15 protein-coding genes and 1 riboswitch are annotated in these 17,705 nt (G+C 67.4%); of the genes, 7 read left to right on the top strand and 8 right to left on the bottom strand.

The window, feature by feature from the left end:
• Positions 1-140 precede the first annotated feature (140 nt).
• Entirely contained in the window at positions 141-2,657 is a 2,517-nt protein-coding gene (locus AC5P5W_RS12215; protein WP_197575524.1) for a prolyl oligopeptidase family serine peptidase, read from the bottom strand.
• Between the two features lie 120 nt (positions 2,658-2,777).
• A riboswitch (S-adenosyl-L-homocysteine riboswitch) is annotated at positions 2,778-2,861 on the top strand.
• Positions 2,862-2,897: 36 nt separating this feature from the next.
• On the opposite strand from AC5P5W_RS12215, the gene ahcY reads away from it, so the two are divergent.
• The 5 genes from ahcY to AC5P5W_RS12190 all read left to right on the top strand — a co-directional run bounded on the left by ahcY (position 2,898) and on the right by AC5P5W_RS12190 (position 7,853).
• Positions 2,898-4,343, top strand: a complete 1,446-nt coding sequence (gene ahcY / locus AC5P5W_RS12210) for an adenosylhomocysteinase (protein ID WP_014645960.1) — start codon at positions 2,898-2,900, stop codon at positions 4,341-4,343.
• Positions 4,344-4,601: 258 nt separating this feature from the next.
• Positions 4,602-5,390: a lysozyme inhibitor LprI family protein gene (locus tag AC5P5W_RS12205; RefSeq protein ID WP_126411738.1), complete on the top strand. Its 789-nt coding sequence runs from the start codon at positions 4,602-4,604 to the stop codon at positions 5,388-5,390.
• A 50-nt stretch (positions 5,391-5,440) separates the two neighbouring features.
• Positions 5,441-6,784: a peptidoglycan-binding domain-containing protein gene (locus AC5P5W_RS12200; protein WP_014645958.1), complete on the top strand. Its 1,344-nt coding sequence runs from the start codon at positions 5,441-5,443 to the stop codon at positions 6,782-6,784.
• Positions 6,785-6,894: 110 nt separating this feature from the next.
• Complete coding sequence (gene ybaK / locus AC5P5W_RS12195; RefSeq protein ID WP_046428838.1) at positions 6,895-7,368, top strand: Cys-tRNA(Pro) deacylase; 474 nt, start codon at positions 6,895-6,897, stop codon at positions 7,366-7,368.
• Positions 7,368-7,853, top strand: coding sequence for a hypothetical protein (locus tag AC5P5W_RS12190; protein ID WP_197574742.1), 486 nt, complete (start codon positions 7,368-7,370; stop codon positions 7,851-7,853). Before ybaK ends, AC5P5W_RS12190 begins: the two co-directional genes overlap by 1 nt.
• Positions 7,854-7,923: 70 nt before the next feature.
• On the opposite strand, the gene AC5P5W_RS12185 is transcribed toward AC5P5W_RS12190, so the two are convergent.
• From AC5P5W_RS12185 to AC5P5W_RS12165, 5 genes are all read right to left on the bottom strand, one after another.
• Positions 7,924-8,559 (bottom strand): energy transducer TonB, encoded by a 636-nt coding sequence (locus AC5P5W_RS12185; protein ID WP_053494934.1) that lies wholly within the window; start codon positions 8,557-8,559, stop codon positions 7,924-7,926.
• A 101-nt stretch (positions 8,560-8,660) separates the two neighbouring features.
• Complete coding sequence (locus AC5P5W_RS12180; protein ID WP_014645954.1) at positions 8,661-9,245, bottom strand: DUF3228 family protein; 585 nt, start codon at positions 9,243-9,245, stop codon at positions 8,661-8,663.
• 50 nt (positions 9,246-9,295) lie between these two features.
• Entirely contained in the window at positions 9,296-10,027 is a 732-nt protein-coding gene (locus tag AC5P5W_RS12175) for a LytR/AlgR family response regulator transcription factor (RefSeq protein WP_014645953.1), read from the bottom strand.
• Positions 10,024-11,073, bottom strand: coding sequence for a sensor histidine kinase (locus tag AC5P5W_RS12170; protein WP_049440189.1), 1,050 nt, complete (start codon positions 11,071-11,073; stop codon positions 10,024-10,026). The genes AC5P5W_RS12175 and AC5P5W_RS12170 overlap by 4 nt, the downstream gene beginning before the upstream one ends.
• A 36-nt stretch (positions 11,074-11,109) precedes the next feature.
• The gene (locus tag AC5P5W_RS12165) at positions 11,110-12,036 is read right to left on the bottom strand and encodes an alpha/beta fold hydrolase (RefSeq protein ID WP_111205766.1); all 927 of its coding nucleotides are present in this window, start codon (positions 12,034-12,036) and stop codon (positions 11,110-11,112) included.
• Between the two features lie 203 nt (positions 12,037-12,239).
• On the opposite strand from AC5P5W_RS12165, the gene metF reads away from it, so the two are divergent.
• Together metF and AC5P5W_RS12155 are read left to right on the top strand one after the other, a co-directional pair.
• Positions 12,240-13,067: a methylenetetrahydrofolate reductase [NAD(P)H] gene (metF, locus tag AC5P5W_RS12160; protein WP_197574741.1), complete on the top strand. Its 828-nt coding sequence runs from the start codon at positions 12,240-12,242 to the stop codon at positions 13,065-13,067.
• A 40-nt stretch (positions 13,068-13,107) separates the two neighbouring features.
• A complete protein-coding gene (locus AC5P5W_RS12155) occupies positions 13,108-13,692 on the top strand; it encodes a DUF4124 domain-containing protein (protein ID WP_046428829.1) in 585 nt (194 codons plus the stop codon).
• A 103-nt stretch (positions 13,693-13,795) separates the two neighbouring features.
• Here the strand turns inward: AC5P5W_RS12155 and AC5P5W_RS12150 are convergent, their stop codons facing one another.
• On the bottom strand, positions 13,796-14,749 hold the full coding sequence (locus AC5P5W_RS12150; protein WP_049406070.1) for a Nudix family hydrolase: 954 nt from the start codon (positions 14,747-14,749) through the stop codon (positions 13,796-13,798).
• Between the two features lie 102 nt (positions 14,750-14,851).
• Positions 14,852-17,584, bottom strand: coding sequence for a preprotein translocase subunit SecA (gene secA, locus AC5P5W_RS12145; protein WP_197574740.1), 2,733 nt, complete (start codon positions 17,582-17,584; stop codon positions 14,852-14,854).
• Positions 17,585-17,705 lie beyond the last annotated feature (121 nt).

Raw genomic sequence — 17,705 nt, 5'->3', positions numbered from 1 at the left:
CCATGGCGGACGCAGCCGAGCATGGGCTCGGCTCTACAAGCGTGATGGCGCGTGACACCGTGTAGCGCCCAAGCCCATGCTCGGGCGGCGGCGCAGCCGCACAGGCGGCCGCTGTTGCAGCGGCCACCCTCATGCACGTATCAGCGCTTCTTCTTCGCCGTGCCCTGCTCGGCCGGGCCGATGGTCTGCTCCAGCCAGCGCTCGCTCTCGGCCAGCATGGTCATGATCGATTCGCGTGCGCGGTAGGCATGCGATTCGTTGGGCAGCATCACCAGCCGCGCGGTGCCACCCAGGCCCTTCACCGCCGCGAACATGCGCTCGCTCTGGATCGGGAACGTGCCGGAGTTGTTGTCGTCCACGCCGTGGATGAACAGGATCGGATCCTTGATCCTGTCGGCGTAATTGAACGGCGCCATCTTCTGGTAGACGTCCTGCGCCTGCCAGTAGTTGCGCTCCTCGGCCTGGAAGCCGAACGGCGTGAGCGTGCGGTTGTAGGCGCCGCTGCGCGCAATGCCCGCCTTGAACAGGCGGGTGTGTGCCAGCAGGTTGGCCGTCATGAACGCACCGTACGAATGGCCACCAATGGCGATGTGATCGCGGTCGGTCACGCCACGCCGCACCACTTCATCCACGGCCGCCTGCGCATTGGCCACCAGCTGTTCGATGTAGGTGTCGTTCGGCTCCTTGTCGCCCTCGCCGATGATCGGCATCGACGGGCTGGCCAGCACCACGTAACCCTTGGCCAGGAACGCCTGCGGGCCCCAGTAGCTGACCGCATTGAAGCGATACGGCGAATCGGTCACCTGGCTGGCCGCGGCCGCGCTCTTGAACTCGCCCGGGTAGGCCCACATCAGCAGCGGGCGCGGGCCGTCGCGCTTCGGGTCGTATCCCGGCGGCAGCAGCAGGGTCGCGGTCAGGTCGACGCCGTCCTTGCGCTTGTAGCGGATCTGCTCCTTCTGCACACCCTTCAGCTGCGGCAGCGGATGCGCGAAATGGGTCAGCGCGTGCGGTGCGCTCCCAGCATCGGCCAGCGACTGCACGTAGAAGTTGGCCGGCTCGTCCGGGCTCTCGCGGCTCAGCAGCAGCGAACTGCCCTGCTTGTCCAGCAATGCCACCGGCAGCGCATAGCTCGGCGCCTGCGAGTGGAACAGGCGCGTTGCCTTGCCCGTGGCGATGTCGAAGCGGTCCACGAACGGACGGTCGCCTTCCGGCGAAGCACCGGCGCCGGCCAGGTACAGGCTGCCGCCATCGGCGCTGGTCTGCAGCAGCGAACGGCCGCGCTCGTCGCTGGCCCGCAGCGGCCGGCCCGGATCGGCGTAGCGGTCCTGCGCATCGCGATCCCACAGCAGGCGCGGTTCGGCGCTGGCATTGTCCGGGGCGATCAGCCAGGTCTTGGTCCTGCGGGTCTTCCACCACGATTCGGTCAGCAGGGCCAGGTCGCCACGGCCCCAGCTGATACCGGCCAGGCGGCTGCCCAGCTGGGCCAGCGTCACCGGCGGCGTGTCGAACGGCGCGGCCTGCATCAGCACCGCATCGCGCACCTTGGCATCCCTGTTCGGGTCGCCACCATCCTGCGCTTCAGCCCAGACCAGGGTCGCGTCGGCATCACCACGCCAGCCGATGTCACGCACGCCGGTCACTTCGGCGTCGTTGCCGGTCGGCAGGCCTTCCACCAGTGGACGCACGGCCACGGTATGCACCAGCTTGCCGCTGGCACGGTCGATCACTTCAATGCGGCGCGGGAAACTGCTCACCGGCACCACGTAGGAATACGGGCGCTGCACCGGCTGGCGCAGCACGAAGCGGCCATCCGGCGACACGGAGAAGCCCATGAAGATGCCGGCCGCGCCGATCGGGCGGGTGCTGCCATCCAGGCTGACTTCCACCGGCTGTGTGGTGGCGTAGTAGTCGAACTGGCGCGCGTCAGCCTCGTTCTTCAGCAGGTCCTGGTAGGTACGGATCGACACCACGCCATCGCCCCGGCGGGTCTGCTGCACGGCCGGGCCGGTCGGGATGCCGTCGGTGGCCGGGGCCGCACCGAGGTTGGCCGGGCGGGTGAACACCACCAGCCCGCGGCTGTCCGGCAGCCACTGGTAACCGCTGCCGATCACCGTGTTCAAGCCGGCAACCAGGCGGCGGGCGCTGCCGGCGGCCACGTCCACCAGCCACAGTTCGTTGGCGCCGCTGGTGGCGTCGACCTGGTTGAAAGCGAGCCACTTCTGATCCGGAGACCACATCAGGCTGGCGATCGACAGCGTGGCCGGCAGGCCGCTGATCTGCCGTTCCTTGCCATCGGCCACGTTCATCAGCCACAGCTTCTCGCCGAAGCTGAAACGGCTGTCGGAGAACGTGCGCGGGTTGATGCGCAGGCCGGCCAGCTTCAGTTCCGGCTGCGCCACCACCCGGATCGACGGCAGCGACGGCATCTGCATCAACGCGGCCATGTCGCGGCGAGGCGACAGGTGCAGCGACGGCGCGCGCGGTGCGTCGACCACCGCCTGCAGCGCCGCCGAGGGCAGTTCGTAGCCATTGGCACCCTGCGCCTGTGCTGCAGCGGGCTGTGGGGCCAGCGCCCAGGCCAGCGGGGCCACGGCCAGCAGTCCCATCGACAGGACCAGGCCGGTCCAGCGCCGCGTACGGCGCGCGTGCATGCTCATCGTTCTACCTGCGTGATGCGTGAAAGCACCGACCTTAACAGGCCGTGCACGCGCCCCCATCTGCCGATGGTTGGGTCATCCGGATGTCATGCCGGGGCCGCGATATAATGGGGGTTCTCCCCTGCCGAGGGGCGCTGCGACCGGATCCGATGAGGCCCGGCCAGGCTCGGTAAGGTGGCTTTGTAACAACGGCGCCCGGCTAGATGCGAGCACCCGCTCGCCCACAACCGGAGCACACGAATGAACGCTGTTGCCAAGACCTTCTCCACCGAAGGTGATTACAAGATCCGCGACATCACGCTGGCCGACTGGGGCCGCAAGGAACTGGACATCGCCGAGCACGAAATGCCGGGCCTGATGTCGATCCGCCGCAAGTACCAGGCCGAGCTGCCGCTGAAGGGCGTGCGCGTGACCGGCTCGCTGCACATGACCATCCAGACAGCGGTGCTGATCGAGACCCTGAAGGACATCGGCGCCGACGTGCGCTGGGCCTCGTGCAACATCTTCTCGACCCAGGACCACGCGGCTGCCGCCATCGCCGCCACCGGCACCCCGGTGTTCGCCTGGAAGGGCGAGACCCTGGAAGAGTACTGGGACTGCACCCTGGACGCGCTGACCTTCACCCTGGCCGACGGCACCCTGACCGGCCCGGAACTGGTGGTGGACGACGGCGGTGACGTGACCCTGCTGATCCACAAGGGCTACGAACTGGAAAACGGCAGCGACTGGGTCAACACCGCGTCCGCCTCGCACGAAGAACAGGTCATCAAGAACCTGCTCAAGCGCGTTGCCAAGGAGCGCCCGGGTTACTGGGGCCGCGTGGTCAAGGACTGGAAGGGCGTCTCCGAAGAGACCACCACCGGCGTGCACCGCCTGTACCAGCTGGCCCAGGCCGGCACCCTGCTGATCCCGGCGATCAACGTCAACGACTCGGTCACCAAGAGCAAGTTCGACAACCTGTATGGCTGCCGCGAGTCGCTGGCCGACGGCCTGAAGCGCGCGATGGACGTGATGCTGGCCGGCAAGGTAGCCGTGGTCTGCGGCTACGGCGATGTCGGCAAGGGCTGCGCCGCGTCGCTGCGTGCCTACGGCGCGCGCGTGATCGTCACCGAGATCGACCCGATCTGCGCCCTGCAGGCGGCGATGGAAGGCTATGAAGTCAACACCATCGAATCGACCCTGGGCCGTGCCGACCTGTACGTCACCACCACCGGCAACCGCGACATCATCCGCATCGAGCACCTGAGCGCGATGAAGGACCAGGCCATTGTCTGCAACATCGGCCACTTCGACAATGAGATCCAGGTCGACGCACTGGTGTCCTTCGCCGGCATCAAGCACGTCAACATCAAGCCGCAGGTCGACAAGTACATCTTCCCGAACGGCAATGCGATCTTCCTGCTGGCCGAAGGCCGCCTGGTGAACCTGGGCTGCGCCACCGGCCACCCGAGCTTCGTGATGTCCAACAGCTTCGCCAACCAGACCCTGGCACAGATCGACCTGTGGGCGAACAAGGACAGCTACGAGAAGAAGGTGTACCTGCTGCCGAAGAAGCTGGACGAAGAAGTGGCTCGCCTGCACCTGGAAAAGATCGGCGTGAAGCTGACCACCCTGAGCCAGGAACAGGCCGACTACATCGGCGTGCCGGTGGAAGGCCCGTTCAAGCCGGACCACTACCGCTACTGATCGTGCGCGGTGCCGGCCAGCGGCCGGCACTACCGGCGCAGGCGGGGTCGGATCCCTTTCCGCAGGAAAGAGCGCTGACCCCGGCAACAGATGCAGACAGAACGGGCGCCTTCGGGCGCCCGTTCTGCGTTGCGTCGCCCCGCAGCAGATCCGCGCGCCCTGTCACAGTGCCCTAAGAAGCCGCTTGCTAGTCTCTATGCCCCCATGGACTGCCAACTGCAGGCCATGCGCCGGGACGCTGACAGCAAAGGACAGGACATGCCGCGCAACAATGACCGAGTGACCCGGGCGATGAAGCCCCTGATGATCCTGTGCTGGGTGGCCCTGCTGGCCGCCTGCAGCCCGTCTGGCAGCGATGCCGGTGCCAGCGCGCCGGCGGCGAACACCGGCCAGGCAAGCACCGACGGCAAGGCAACCAGCCCCCCGGCAGCGGCCACGGGCAGCAGCGCTGCCTGCGCCGAGGGGGCATCACAGGTACAGACCCTGATCTGCAACGACCCCGCCCTGTTGCAGCAGGAAGCCGAGCTGGCCAAGGCTGAAGCCTCCGCACGCGACACCCTCGATGCCGCCGGCAAGGACAAGCTGCAGGCCGAGCAGCAGCGCTGGATCCAGCATACGCGCGACCTGTGCGGTGACGCGCACTGCCTGCAACAGGTATTTGCCGATCGCCTCAAGGTGCTCTCGGCCACGCGCGAGGGCCTGGTCGACCAGGACGCCTGCGAAGTGCCCGACGGCCAGCAGCAGTGCGTGGACCTGCTGGTGCTGCGCGACCCCAACAGCCAGTTGGCGAACTTCAACACGCTGCTGGGAGAAAACGGCCAGGAAGGCCGCCTGCTGGGCTGTACGGCCGCCACCAACGTGGGCGGTGGCCCCAACGCCGTGCTGGCGGCCAACTGCATCCAGGAAACCACCGCCGGCAAGCGCAACGTGCAGTTGTGCAGCAACCAGATGGTCGGCCAGTTCGCCCTCGTACCGGCATCGGCCGCCTACGGCACCCAGGCCGTCCGCCAGCTGCTCGGCTTTACGCAGCAGCACTGCGCCGGCTGACATCCGCTGGGTGCGCCCGGCGCTTTTTCCCACATTGAAGGACGATGACCATGGCAAAGGATTCCACCCTTACCCGCGAACAGCTGTCCACGCTGTTCCTCAACACGGAGCTGGGCGGCAACACCCGCCACCTGGACCACTTCTCATACGCGCAGAAAGGCGCAAGCACCTACTCGTTCGGACTGGTGCAGTTCGATGTCGGCGGCAATCCACAGGCCAGGCGTTTCCTGCGCGACAACGGCTTCACCGCCGCTGACATCGAACTGCTGTCCCAGCAGGGCGGATTGAGCACCCGGCAGCTGGCGGCGCTTGACGCCAAGTTGCAGGCCATTCCGCAGGCGAAGATGGACCAGCTCACCAACGACAAGCTGGACAGCGCCATCGAGCGCGTCGATGAAGCCATCGCCAAGGTGCGTGCCACCAACCCGGCCGCCGCCGATGCCATCGCGGCCAACCCCGAACTGCAGCTGGCCATGGCCGACTATGACAACCAGTTCGGCGGCATGGGCCCGCAGTTCATCAGCTATCTGGCCGGCAACGCGGAAAAGCTGCAGGGCGGTACGGTCCAGGCCGGCAATCCACCGACCCGCGGCGACGTGCAGAACTTCGTCGATGCCACCAAGTACGGCATCCAGTCGCCGGCCGCGGTGACCAGCCGCGATGAGCGCTTCGACCGGGCCATGACCCAGCTGGGCATCACCCCCACCCATGCCCCCTCGCACGGGTCGCCCGGCGCGCCCGGCGGCAACGGCGTACTGGTCAGCGGCGCCAGGGGCGATGAGGTAAAGGCGATGCAGCAGAAGCTGGCCGACCTGGGCTATCTGGGCAAGGACGGCAAGCCACTGGTAGCCGATGGCGATTTCGGGCCCGGCACCCTGGAAGCGGTCAAGCAGTTCCAGCGTGAGCACCAGCTCACCGTCGATGGCAAGGTCGGTGCCACCACCCTGGGTGCGCTCGACAAGGCCATCGCGCAACAGCAACAGCAGGCCGCCGAACCGACCATGGCCACCCCCGGCCACGCCGACAACCCGCGTTACCAGCAGGTCGTGGAAAAGCTGGAAACGCTGGAAGAACAACGCCGCCAGGGTGGCCTGGCGCCACTGTTCAATGACCGCAGCCAGCTCGAGAACGCCGCAGGCCTGGTGGCTTACGAGTCCAAGCTGGCCGGCATGAGCCAGGTCGATACCGTGCTGGCGCGGCCGGACAACCAGGGCGTGTTCGCCGTGCAGGGCCAGCTTGGCGATCCCGCCATGCACCGCACTTACGTCGACCTGTCGCAGGCGGCGAACCACACGCTGCAGGACAGCACGCGGCATAGCCAGGCGCTGGACAACGAACTGTCGCAGCGACAGACCCAGGAACAGATTCAGACGCAGCAGTCGATGTCGCGCTGACGCGGGATGCCGACGATCACAGCCGGGACGGGCGCCTTCGGGGGCCCGTCCTGCGTTGATGCGCGAGTTTCGGTCAAGGCAATATCCCTACCTCGCGCTAGGATGCGCCCATGACCCCGGCCATCAACCTGCTCAAGCGCGAGAAGATCGCCCACACCGTGCGCAGCTACGTGCACGACGCCCACGCCGAATCGTATGGCGGCGAAGCCGTCGACAAGCTCGGCCTCGACCCGGCCCAGGTGTTCAAGACCCTGCTGGCCAGCACGGAAGCACACGAACTGCTGGTGGCGATCGTGCCGGTCGCCGGTCAGCTTGACCTGAAGGCGCTGGCCGAAGCCGCCGGCTGCAAGAAGTGCGAGATGGCCGCCGCCGATGCCGCACAGCGCGCGAGCGGCTACCTGGTCGGTGGCATCAGCCCGCTGGGGCAGAAGAAGCGCCTGCGCACGTTCCTGGACGCCAGTGCCGAAGCGCTGCCCGCGCTGCATGTCAGCGCCGGGCGCCGCGGCCTCGAGGTAGAACTGGCACCGGCCGACCTTCTGCGCCTCACCGCCGGCCACTACGCTGCCATCGGCAAGTCACGTTGATGCGCTGGCCGTGGTCTGCAGCGCCGGTACCCCGGCTCGAAGATGCACAGGCCGACGTGCTGCTGCAGGACCTGCTGTCGCGCGATGCCACGCGCATCACCGATGCCGCACGCACGGTGGCACGGCTGTTCAGCACCGCGTCGTTGGACGCGTTGGTCGCACATGTGGATACGATCGAACGCAGCTGCGAGGGCATCGCCCTTGGCGGCATGCTGATCAGCAACCAGGCGCACCTGAAGGCGGCCCTGCAACGGCTGCGCTACTGGCGGGCGCGTGAGGGGTGCCTGTGCGCACTCTACCCTTCCTATGTGTTCTTCAACCCTGCACCGCTGCTGGAACAGGGCCACGTGCTGCTGCTCGGACGAGGCGAGGCCCAGGATGGCTGGGGTGAGTGCTACCGGGTGACGTGCACGTCCTGCACGCAGCCGTGGAGCGCCACCGAGCGTGAATACCACTACCCGTGGTGGGAGTGGAAGCGCCTCTGACAGTGATGCAGCCACGCACGGCGTGGCTCCGCTGCGGTACGTCCAGATCCATGCCATGCGTGGATGACGCTCACTCCACGAATTCATACCGCATCGGCATGCGCACGAGGGTCAACGCCGGCACCGTACCCTTCGCATCGGCGCGGCTGAAACGCCAGCCCTGCAGCTCCTCCGCTGCAGCGTCATCCAGCAACGCATGACCGCTGGAGGTCTCCACGATCACGGCCGCAACGCGCCCCCGCGCATCGACCAACGCCTTCAGCATGCTGCGGCCGGACAGCCCCTGCCGCATGGCCTCCACCGGATAGCGCGGCGACACGCCGTGTGGAGGCAGCCAGGGAATACCTTCACCCGCGAACAGATCCCGTTTGCTGCGTGCCGTGCAGGGCGTCGGCAGGCGCAGCTGCAGGGATACCTGCACCTCATTCACGGTCACGTGCGCCGGCGCGGCACAGGCATGCTGCACCAGCGCCTCCAGCATTCGTTGCTGCCGACGCAGCGCGTTGCCATTGGCCGCCGCCACTTCAATCACGCAGCGGCCGTCCTGCGGCTGCATCGACAGCGCGGTCACGCCCGCATCGCGCAGCCCGGGAAGGCGTGCCATGGGTTCGCAGGCCATCCCGGCAGAGGGCTTCGCGGCCAGTACCGGGGTGGCGGGCAGCGTGCCCGCCAGCAACATCAGGATCATCCTTGCCCAGACCGCCATGCCCTGCCCTCCTTGGGTTTGCCTGGCCCGATCATAGCGCGCGCCTGGGGTCGGATCCCCTCCTCAGGGAAAGGCTTCGACCGGGGGCTCGAATGATCGGGTCAGAGCCCTGCGATGCGGGGATCCGACCCCGGCCGCCAGTTGGCGTTGTTCTCCCAGAACTCCACCGAGCGCCGGTAGGCCTCCTTGTCCAATGGCACGCCGGAACCGCCCTCCTCCACGCCCAGCGCATTGCGCATCATGGTGATCGGCGCCATCGGCACTTCTTCCGGTTCGGCGGTATAGATGCAGCCGACGATGCCCCAGTCGGCTTCGATCGGTGAGCCTTCCCTGGCCAGCTGCTCGGCGTTGTACAGGATCACCACCAGGTAGTTCGCGCGCGGCGACTCCACGCCCTCGAACCAGCGCACCAGTACCGGCAGTTCCTCGCGGTTGCGCGCTTCGTAGCCGCTGCGCAGCTGGTGGCGGTTGGCCTCGGTGACCGGCACCGTCAGGCAGCGCGTGCTGGTCCAGTTCTCGTAGACGAACAACTTGCAGAACGGGGCGTAGCCGTCGAGCACCTTCAGCGGCGCGTGCGCATTGAGGTGTGCCTCGAACTGCTCGGCAGTGCAGTCCTGGATGGTATTGCCGCGTGGCACGCGCGGGAACAGGCGGGGACGGGCGAAATCGGTGAGGACGATGGACATGGCGCGGCGTGATCTGGGAATCCGCTGCACAGGGTAACCGCTGGCAGCACCTACAACGCCATCCGCTCGCGCAGCTCGCGTGCCTGCCGCCGCGATACCTCCACCTCGCTGCCATCATCCAGCGTCAGGTCATAGCCGTCGCCGATGCTGGGCGACACCCCACGGATACGGCGCAGGTTGACCAGTGTGTTGCGGTTGGCGCGGAAGAAAAGATCCGGCGGCAGGCGTGCTTCCAGCGCGCTCAGGCTGCGGGTCAGCAGTGCGTTCTGGTCGCGGAACCACAGCCGCGTGTAATTGCCATCCACCACCAGCCGACGGATCTCGGAGACTGCCACGAACCAGCAGCGTTCACCCTCGCGCACGAACACCTGGTCGTGCGCGCCCAGCGTGCCGCGCGATTCCGGCACGTCGGCCGCAACCGCCTCGCACTGCCGCGCCCGCTCGAGCGCTTCCAGCAGCCGCGGCGCCTCCACCGGCTTCACCAGGTAGTCCAGCGCGTTGGCCTGGAACGCACGCACCGCATAGGTGTCGTAGGCGGTGACGAAGACCACGGCCGGCACCGTGTCCAGGCCGTCCAGCACGTCGAAACCACTGCCGGAGGGCATCTGCACATCCAGCAGCACCAGGTCCGGTGCCAGCGTGGTGATCGCCTCGCGTGCGGCGGGCACGTCGTCGGCCTCGCCCACGCACTGCACCCACGGCAGCGCCGACAGCAGCGTGCGCAGCTCCTGCCGGGCCAGCCGTGCGTCATCGACGATCAACACGCGCAGCATGCCAGTCATTGCGGAATCTCCAGCAGGGCCTGCATGCGGTCACCGGCCGGTTGCAGCACGAATCGGCCACGCATGCCCAGCTGCGCACGCAGGTAGGCCAGGCCGACGCCATGGCCATGGGTGGGTTCGCTGCCGGTTGGAAGTGGATTGTCCACCTGCAACCGCAGCACGTCATTGTCCAGCGTGGCGCGGATCTGCACCTCGCCGCCGCCGGGGCGGCTGGCGATACCGTGCTTGATCGCGTTCTCCACCAGCAACTGCAACGCCATCGCCGGCAGCTGCGCCTGCGTGGCATCGGCATCGATCTGCTGCCGCACCTGCAGGCGCTGTTCGAAATGGACCGCCTCGATGGCCAGGTAATCATCGACCACCGCCAGTTCCTCGGCCAGCGTGACCTGCTCGCTGCGGTTGTGGGCGAGCGCCTGGCGCAGCGTGCGCGACAGGCGGGTGACCATGTCACGGGCCCGTTCCGGGTCTTCCAGGATCAGCGCACGCAGGTTGTTCAGCGCATTGAACATGAAGTGCGGATTGAGCCGCGCACGCAGTGCGTCACGTTCCAGCGCACTGCGTTCGGCTTCGGCGCGCAGGCGTGCCAGCTCGCTGTGGCGTGCCCGCCGCAGGCCGTGCAGGCCCGCCCACAAACCGGTCCACACCAGCAGGAACAACGCGGTGTTCATCCAATACAGCAGCACCGAAGACCACTGGTAATCCGCATGGCCGCCAGGCAGCTGCACCCAACCCAGCGCCAGCGCCGGCAGCAGCAGCGCCGCCGTTACCGCCTGTGCGACGCTGGCCCCGAGCACCACGCCGGCAGCCAGTTTCAGCACCAGGCTGCCCAGGCTGCCCTCCCACCAGCGCTGGCGCAGTGCAACCGAACGCAATGCGCCGCTGCACAGCCAGAGTGAGACCGCGACGCTGACGGTGATCAGCACGATGCCACTGAACACGATGCCGCCACCGATCCGCATGCCGACCCACAGCCCGTACAGCGCATAGCCGGCCCATGCCAGTGCATTGAGCGTCCAGAAACGGCGGGAAGGCGTGGTGGCGTCCATGCGGGCTCTCGGCGGTGGCAGGAGGGCGGACAAGGGTCAGGGATGCGCGGCGAGGAAACGCTGCACCTGTTCCTGCAACCAGCGCGGATCATCCCACATCAGGAAGTGGAAACCCTGCGCGCTCATCGCGATCTGCACGCCCTGCAGTTTCGCGTACTGGGCCTGGAACACCGCACGCGTGCCGTCCTCGGTGCCGCCCATCGGCTGGTAGCCGGCCCAGCTGCCGAGCACCAGCGTCGGCGCGGTGATCGAAGCGATGCTGTCGCGCAGGTCGGTGGTCATCACCGCATGCATCGCATCGGCCGTGGTCTGGCGGTCGCTGGCTTCGCCCCAGCGGCCCAGCTCGGCCTGGCGCCGCGGATCGCGGGTCATGCCCGGCAGGCCCGCCTTCAACTGCGCCTGCCATTGCACGGCATCGGCGGCCAGCATGCCCTTGCGCAGCTGGTCGGCCATCGGCCGCACGCTGTCAGCGGTGGCACTCGGGTCGCGCGCCGCCGGCAGGAACGGCAGGGCATCGACCACCACCAGTGCGCTGATCGCCTTCGGCTCGGCCTGCGCCATCTGCAGGCCCAGCACGCCACCGAGGCTGTGGCCGACCACCACCACCGGCCCCAGGTGCTGGTCATGCAGGTAGGCCAGCAGCTGCCCGCGCATCGCCGGCAGGAAGCCGGCCGGGCGCGGGTCGGCCGCTGCCGCGCCAGCAAAGCCCGGCAACTGCACCAGGTGGCACTGCACGTCCTTCAGGGCCAGGCAGGTCTCGCGCCAGGCCTCGGCGCTGCTGTTGAGGCCGGGGATCATCAGCAGCGGTCGCCCCATGCCGACCACCTCGACCTGTACCTTGCCAGCGGTCGAGCCGGTGGCGGCATGCGCGGAACCGGAGCCGAGCACGGCCATCGCCATGCCGATCATCGCCAGCCGGGCCAGGGCCTTCATCGCGTACCAGAGGGCCAGGAAGATCTTCATCGTGTGCTCCTTCATCAGGTGGGGGGTGCCGGGATGGGAGCAGCGTGCGCCCGGCTATGGCAGCCAGGTTGCGATTCCGGAGCAACGGCCGCAGACCCGGGCAAACGGTCGCCGGCGGCGGACGGTGCCAGTCCATGCAGCCAACTAACATCCATCTTGATGAAGCGATATACTGACCCGCACCCGCCGCTGCCGCCCGTGCCATGACCGCCATCAGCTTCGAGTTCTATCCGCCCAAGACCGACGAACAGCGCAGCCAGCTGGACCGCGCCGCGGCCAAGCTGAAGGACTACGACCCCGAGTACGTGTCCTGTACCTTCGGCGCCGGTGGCTCGACCCTGAGCTATACCTCCGAGACCGTGCGCCACCTCAACCAGCACCACGGCTTCGAGGCTGCACCGCACCTGTCCTGTGTCGGCGGCACCCGCCAGGAAATCCGCGAACTGCTCAAGCTGTACCGCGCCATCGGCTGCCATCGCCTGGTCGCGCTGCGTGGCGACCTGCCCTCCGGCATGGGCTTCCCCGGTGACATGCGCTACGCCGCCGAGCTGATCGACTTCATCCGCGCCGAACACGGCACCGCCTTCCGCATCGAAGTCGGTGCCTATCCGGAGACCCATCCACAGGCCTCCGATGCACTGGCCGACCTGAAGCACTTCAAGGCCAAGATCGATGCCGGCGCCGACGCGGCGATCACCCAGTATTTCTACAACCCGGATGCGTACTTCCACTTCGTCGATGCCGTGCGCCGGCTCGGCGTGCAGGTGCCGATCACGCCCGGCATCATGCCGATCGCCAACTTCAGCCAGCTGCGCCGCTTCTCCGAGCAATGCGGTGCGGAGATCCCGCGCTGGATCAGCCGCAAGATGCAGGCCTATGGCGATGACGCCGAATCGGTGCGGGCGTTCGGTACCGAAGTGGTGGCCAAACTGTGCCAGCGCCTGATCGAGGGCGGCGCGCCGGGCCTGCACTTCTACACCTTGAACCTGGCCAAGCCGACCACGTCGGTGTTGAAGCTGCTGCACGGCTGAAAGCACGCCATGCCACCGCGATCGGCGCTACCCTGCGCCGATGAACCGGTTTTCCTTCCTGCTGTTGCTGCTGTCGTTGTGTTCGGTATCGAGCATTGTCCATGCGCAGTCCCCGCGCTTGAACCGCTGCACCGATGCGCAGGGGCAGAGCGTGTATACCGACCGCCCCTGCGACAGCGTTGGCGCCCGGTCGCGATTGCCACCGCCCGCGCCCACCGGCAGCACCCTGCCACGCGACACCCTGGGTGCGCGCTGCCCACGACGCCTGAGCGAGCTGGTGGAGGCACTGCGCACCGGCATCGTCAGCAACGATGTGAACCGGCTGTCCTCGCTGTACCTGTGGGGTGCGGTCTCCGATGCCGGCGCGCAGCGCATCCTCGGCCAGTTGGAATCCTTGGCACGGCGGCCACTGGTGGACGTGGTGCCGGTGTATCCGCCACAGGGGCTGGCGTCCTCGCAGGAAGAGGGTCAGAGCCCTGCGGCGCAGGAATCCGACCCTGAGCCGCCAGCGCCACGGCATCCGGTCGGCCTGCGCCTGGAGCAGACGCTGCCCGGCAGCGCGTCGCGAGCGTCCACGGTGCTGGGATTGCGGCGGCAATACGGATGCTTCTGGATTACGTTGTGATCGGGAGGGGTCGGATCCCTTCCCAGCGGAAAGGGCTCCGACCCCGGATTGCCGCGATGGGGTCAGAGCCCTGCTGCGCAGGGATCTGACCCTGCATGCCGGCTCACGCCGGCCACAGCCCACGAATCGCAGCGATGCCCTGCCCGCCATGCCGACGCGCTTCGGCGATATGGCCGGCGGCCATGCCGCCCAACGCGTAGATCGGCAGCGATACCTGCGCGCGCAGCGCAGCGAAGGCCTCCCAGCCCAGCGGCACCGCCCCGGGATGGCTGGCCGTGGCCTGCACCGGGCCGAGCACCGCGAAGTCGCAGCCCAGCTGCTGCGCCGCCTGCAGCTGCTCCAGGTCGTGGCAGGACGCGGCGACCAGCTGTCCTTCCGGCAAGGGCCGCTCCTGCAGGGCCAGCAACTGCTCGCTGCCCAGGTGCACGCCCACGCCCAGTGTGCGGGCCAACGCGACATCGCGGTTGAGCAGCCACTGCACGCCGCGACGATGCGCGCGCACGGCCTGTTCGATCATCGCCTGCCGTTGCGGATGCTCCGGCGGCAGGCGCAGCTGGATGCGCTGCTGGCCCGCCGCCACTGCCTGCTGCAGCCGTTCATGCCAGTGCTGCACGCCGCCGGCATCTTCGGCCGGCGCCGGCGTGATGAGGTAGCGATCCGGTTGGCGCAGTGCGGCCACCACCGGCAGGTCGGCCGGCGGCATGGAATAGCGGCCCAGCTTGTCCTGCGCCACCCAGGTGATCGCCTGGCCCTCGCGCCCGCGCGGTGTGCCCTTCCAGCTGCGCACGTGGCGCACTTCCAGGGTCAGGTGCTTGTCCGGATAGCGCTGCGGCACATCCATCAGCCAGGGCCCGACATCGGCCTCGATGCCCAGCTCTTCGCGCAGTTCACGCACCAGCGCCTGTTCGGAGGTCTCGCCGGATTCGCGCTTGCCGCCGGGGAACTCCCACAGGCCAGCCATGTCGCGGTTCTCGGTACGGCGGTTGAGCAGCACGCGGCCACGGGCGTCGGTGATGACGGCGGCCACGACATGGATCGATCGGGTGGGAGAAACCATGGGGCCAGCATGCCCAGAACAGGGCGGCCAGCGCAATCACGAATCCGCGCCGGATCGCCCGCGCCAAAGCAGAAGGCCCCGCTTGCGCGGGGCCTTCCGGGGTCAGCTCAGCTGGCCGTGGCAGTGCTTGTACTTCTTGCCACTGCCGCACGGGCACGGATCATTGCGGCCGATCTTCGGCTCGTCGCGCTGCAGCGTGGCCACGCCCTGCTGGGCGGCTTCGACCTGCGCGGCTTCCTCGTCGGCGCTGTAACCGCCGGCATCCTGGTGCTGGAACTGCGACTGGCTCAGGCGCGCCTGCGCCTGCTGGCGCTCGGCCGCTTCCAGCGCCTGCACTTCCTCGTCGCTGCGGATGCGCACGCGGGCCAGCAGGGTCACCACTTCGCGCTTGACGTTCTCCAGCATGTCCGAGAACAGCTCGAAGGCTTCCTTCTTGTATTCCTGCTTCGGCTGCTTCTGCGCGTAACCACGCAGGTAGATGCCCTGGCGCAGGTAATCCATGCGCGCCAGGTGCTCCTTCCAGCTCTGGTCCAGCACGGTCAGCATCACGTGCTTCTCCAGCGCGCGCATGGTTTCTTCGCCCAGGCCGGCTTCCTTCTCGGCGAAGTGCTGGTTGACGCGCTCCTGGACCTTGGTGGCGATGGCCTCAGCGTCCAGCTCTTCGTGTTCCTTGACCAGGTCGGTCAGCGACATCTGCAGGCCGAAGTCCGACTCCAGGGTCGCTTCCAGGCCGCGCAGGTCCCACTGCTCGTCGATCGAGTTCGGCGGCACGAAGCGCGCCACGATGTCGAAGATCACGTCGTCGCGGATGCCATCGACATTCGCCTTCACCGACTCGGCATCCAGCAGCTCGTCGCGCTGGGCGTAGATCACCTTGCGCTGGTCGTTGTTGACGTCGTCGAAGTCCAGCAGGTTCTTGCGGATGTCGAAGTTGTGGGCCTCGACCTTGCGCTGCGCCTTTTCGATCTGCCGGCTGACCAGGCGGTCCTCGATGACGTCGTCTTCCTTCATGCCCATCATGCGCATGGCCTTCTGCACCCAGTCGGAGGCGAAGATGCGCATCAGGTTGTCTTCCAGCGACAGGTAGAAGCGGGACGAACCCGGGTCACCCTGGCGGCCCGAACGGCCGCGCAGCTGGTTGTCGATACGACGCGATTCGTGGCGCTCGGTGCCGACGATGTGCAGGCCGCCCGCCGCCTTCACTGCCTCGTGGCGCTTCTGCCATTCGGCCTTGACCGCTGCCTTCTGCTCGTCGGTCGCGTCCTCGCCCAGGGCGTGCATCTCGGCTTCCAGCGAACCGCCCAGCACGATGTCGGTACCGCGGCCGGCCATGTTGGTGGCGATGGTCACTGCGCCCGGGCGGCCAGCGTTGGCGACGATGGTCGCTTCGCGGTCATGCTGCTTGGCGTTGAGCACTTCGTGCTTCACGCCGGCCTTGCTCAGGTGCTCGGACAGCATTTCCGAGGTTTCGATCGAGGTGGTACCCACCAGCACCGGCTGGCCGCGCTTGGCGCACTCTTCGATGTCGGCCAGCACCGCATTGAACTTGCCCTTGCGGTTGAGGAACACCTGGTCCGGGCTGTCCTTGCGGATGGTCGGGCGGTTGGTCGGGATCACCACCACTTCCAGGCCGTAGATGCTCTGGAATTCGAACGCTTCAGTGTCGGCCGTACCGGTCATGCCGGACAGCTTCTTGTACATGCGGAACAGGTTCTGGAAGGTGATGCTGGCCAGCGTCTGGTTTTCGCGCTGGACCGGCACGCCTTCCTTCGCTTCCACCGCCTGGTGCAGGCCGTCGGACCAGCGGCGGCCGGCCAGGGTACGGCCGGTGAACTCATCGACGATGACCACTTCGCCGTCGCGCACGATGTAGTCCACGTCACGCTGGTAGATCGCGTGCGCGCGCAGGGCGGCGTTGAGGTGGTGGACCACGGTCAGGTTCTGCGCCGCGTACAGGCCTTCGGTCTCGCCGTCGAGGATGCCGGCTTCAACCAGCAGCTGCTCGGCGTGCTCCATGCCCGCTTCGGACAGGTGCACCTGCTTGCCCTTCTCGTCGACCCAGAAATCGCCTTCGCCGTCTTCCGCTTCCTGCTTGACCAGGTGCGGCACGACGCGGTTGACGCGGATGTACAGCTCCGGGGAATCATCGGCCGGACCGGAGATGATCAGCGGGGTACGCGCTTCGTCGATCAGGATGGAGTCGACTTCGTCGACGATGGCGTAGTGCAGGCCGCGCTGGTAACGGTCGGCCTTGGACAGCGCCATGTTGTCGCGCAGGTAGTCGAAGCCGAATTCGTTGTTGGTGCCGTAGGTGATGTCGGCCGCGTAGGCCTCGCGCTTGTCGCTGTGCGGCATGCCCGGGTACACCACGCCCACGCTCAGGCCCAGCCAGTTGTACAGCTTGCCCATCTGCGCGGCGTCGCGGCGGGCCAGGTAGTCGTTCACGGTGACCACGTGCACGCCCTTGCCTTCCAGCGCGTTGAGGTACACCGGCAGGGTCGCCACGAGGGTCTTGCCTTCACCGGTGCGCATTTCTGCGATCTTGCCCAGGTGAAGCACCATGCCGCCGATCAGCTGCACGTCGTAATGGCGCATGCCCAGCACGCGGCGGCCGGCTTCGCGGCAGACCGCGAACGCTTCCGGCAGCACCTTGTCCAGGGCTTCACCGCCGGCGATGCGCTGCTTGAACTCCGGCGTCTTGGCCTGAAGCTGCTCGTCGGAAAGCTTCTCGATCTCCGGCTCCAGCGCATTGATCTTGGCGACGATGCGGTTGAGCTGGCGCAGCTGTCGTTCGTTACGACTGCCAAATACGCGGGTAAGCAGGCTGTTGATCATTGAAGGAACCGGGTTGGATGGACACGACGCCCGGCCTCCCCCTTGGGATCCGTCCGCCGCAAACGAAACAGGGCGCCTGGCGCCCTGTCGATGGCAACACCCATTGTAGCTTGGGACGGGC

This window comes from Stenotrophomonas sp. YJH_SMC_123 (assembly GCF_059368215.1).
Note: the sequence above shows the minus strand (reverse complement) of the source record. Positions and strands in the feature narration are given on the sequence as shown.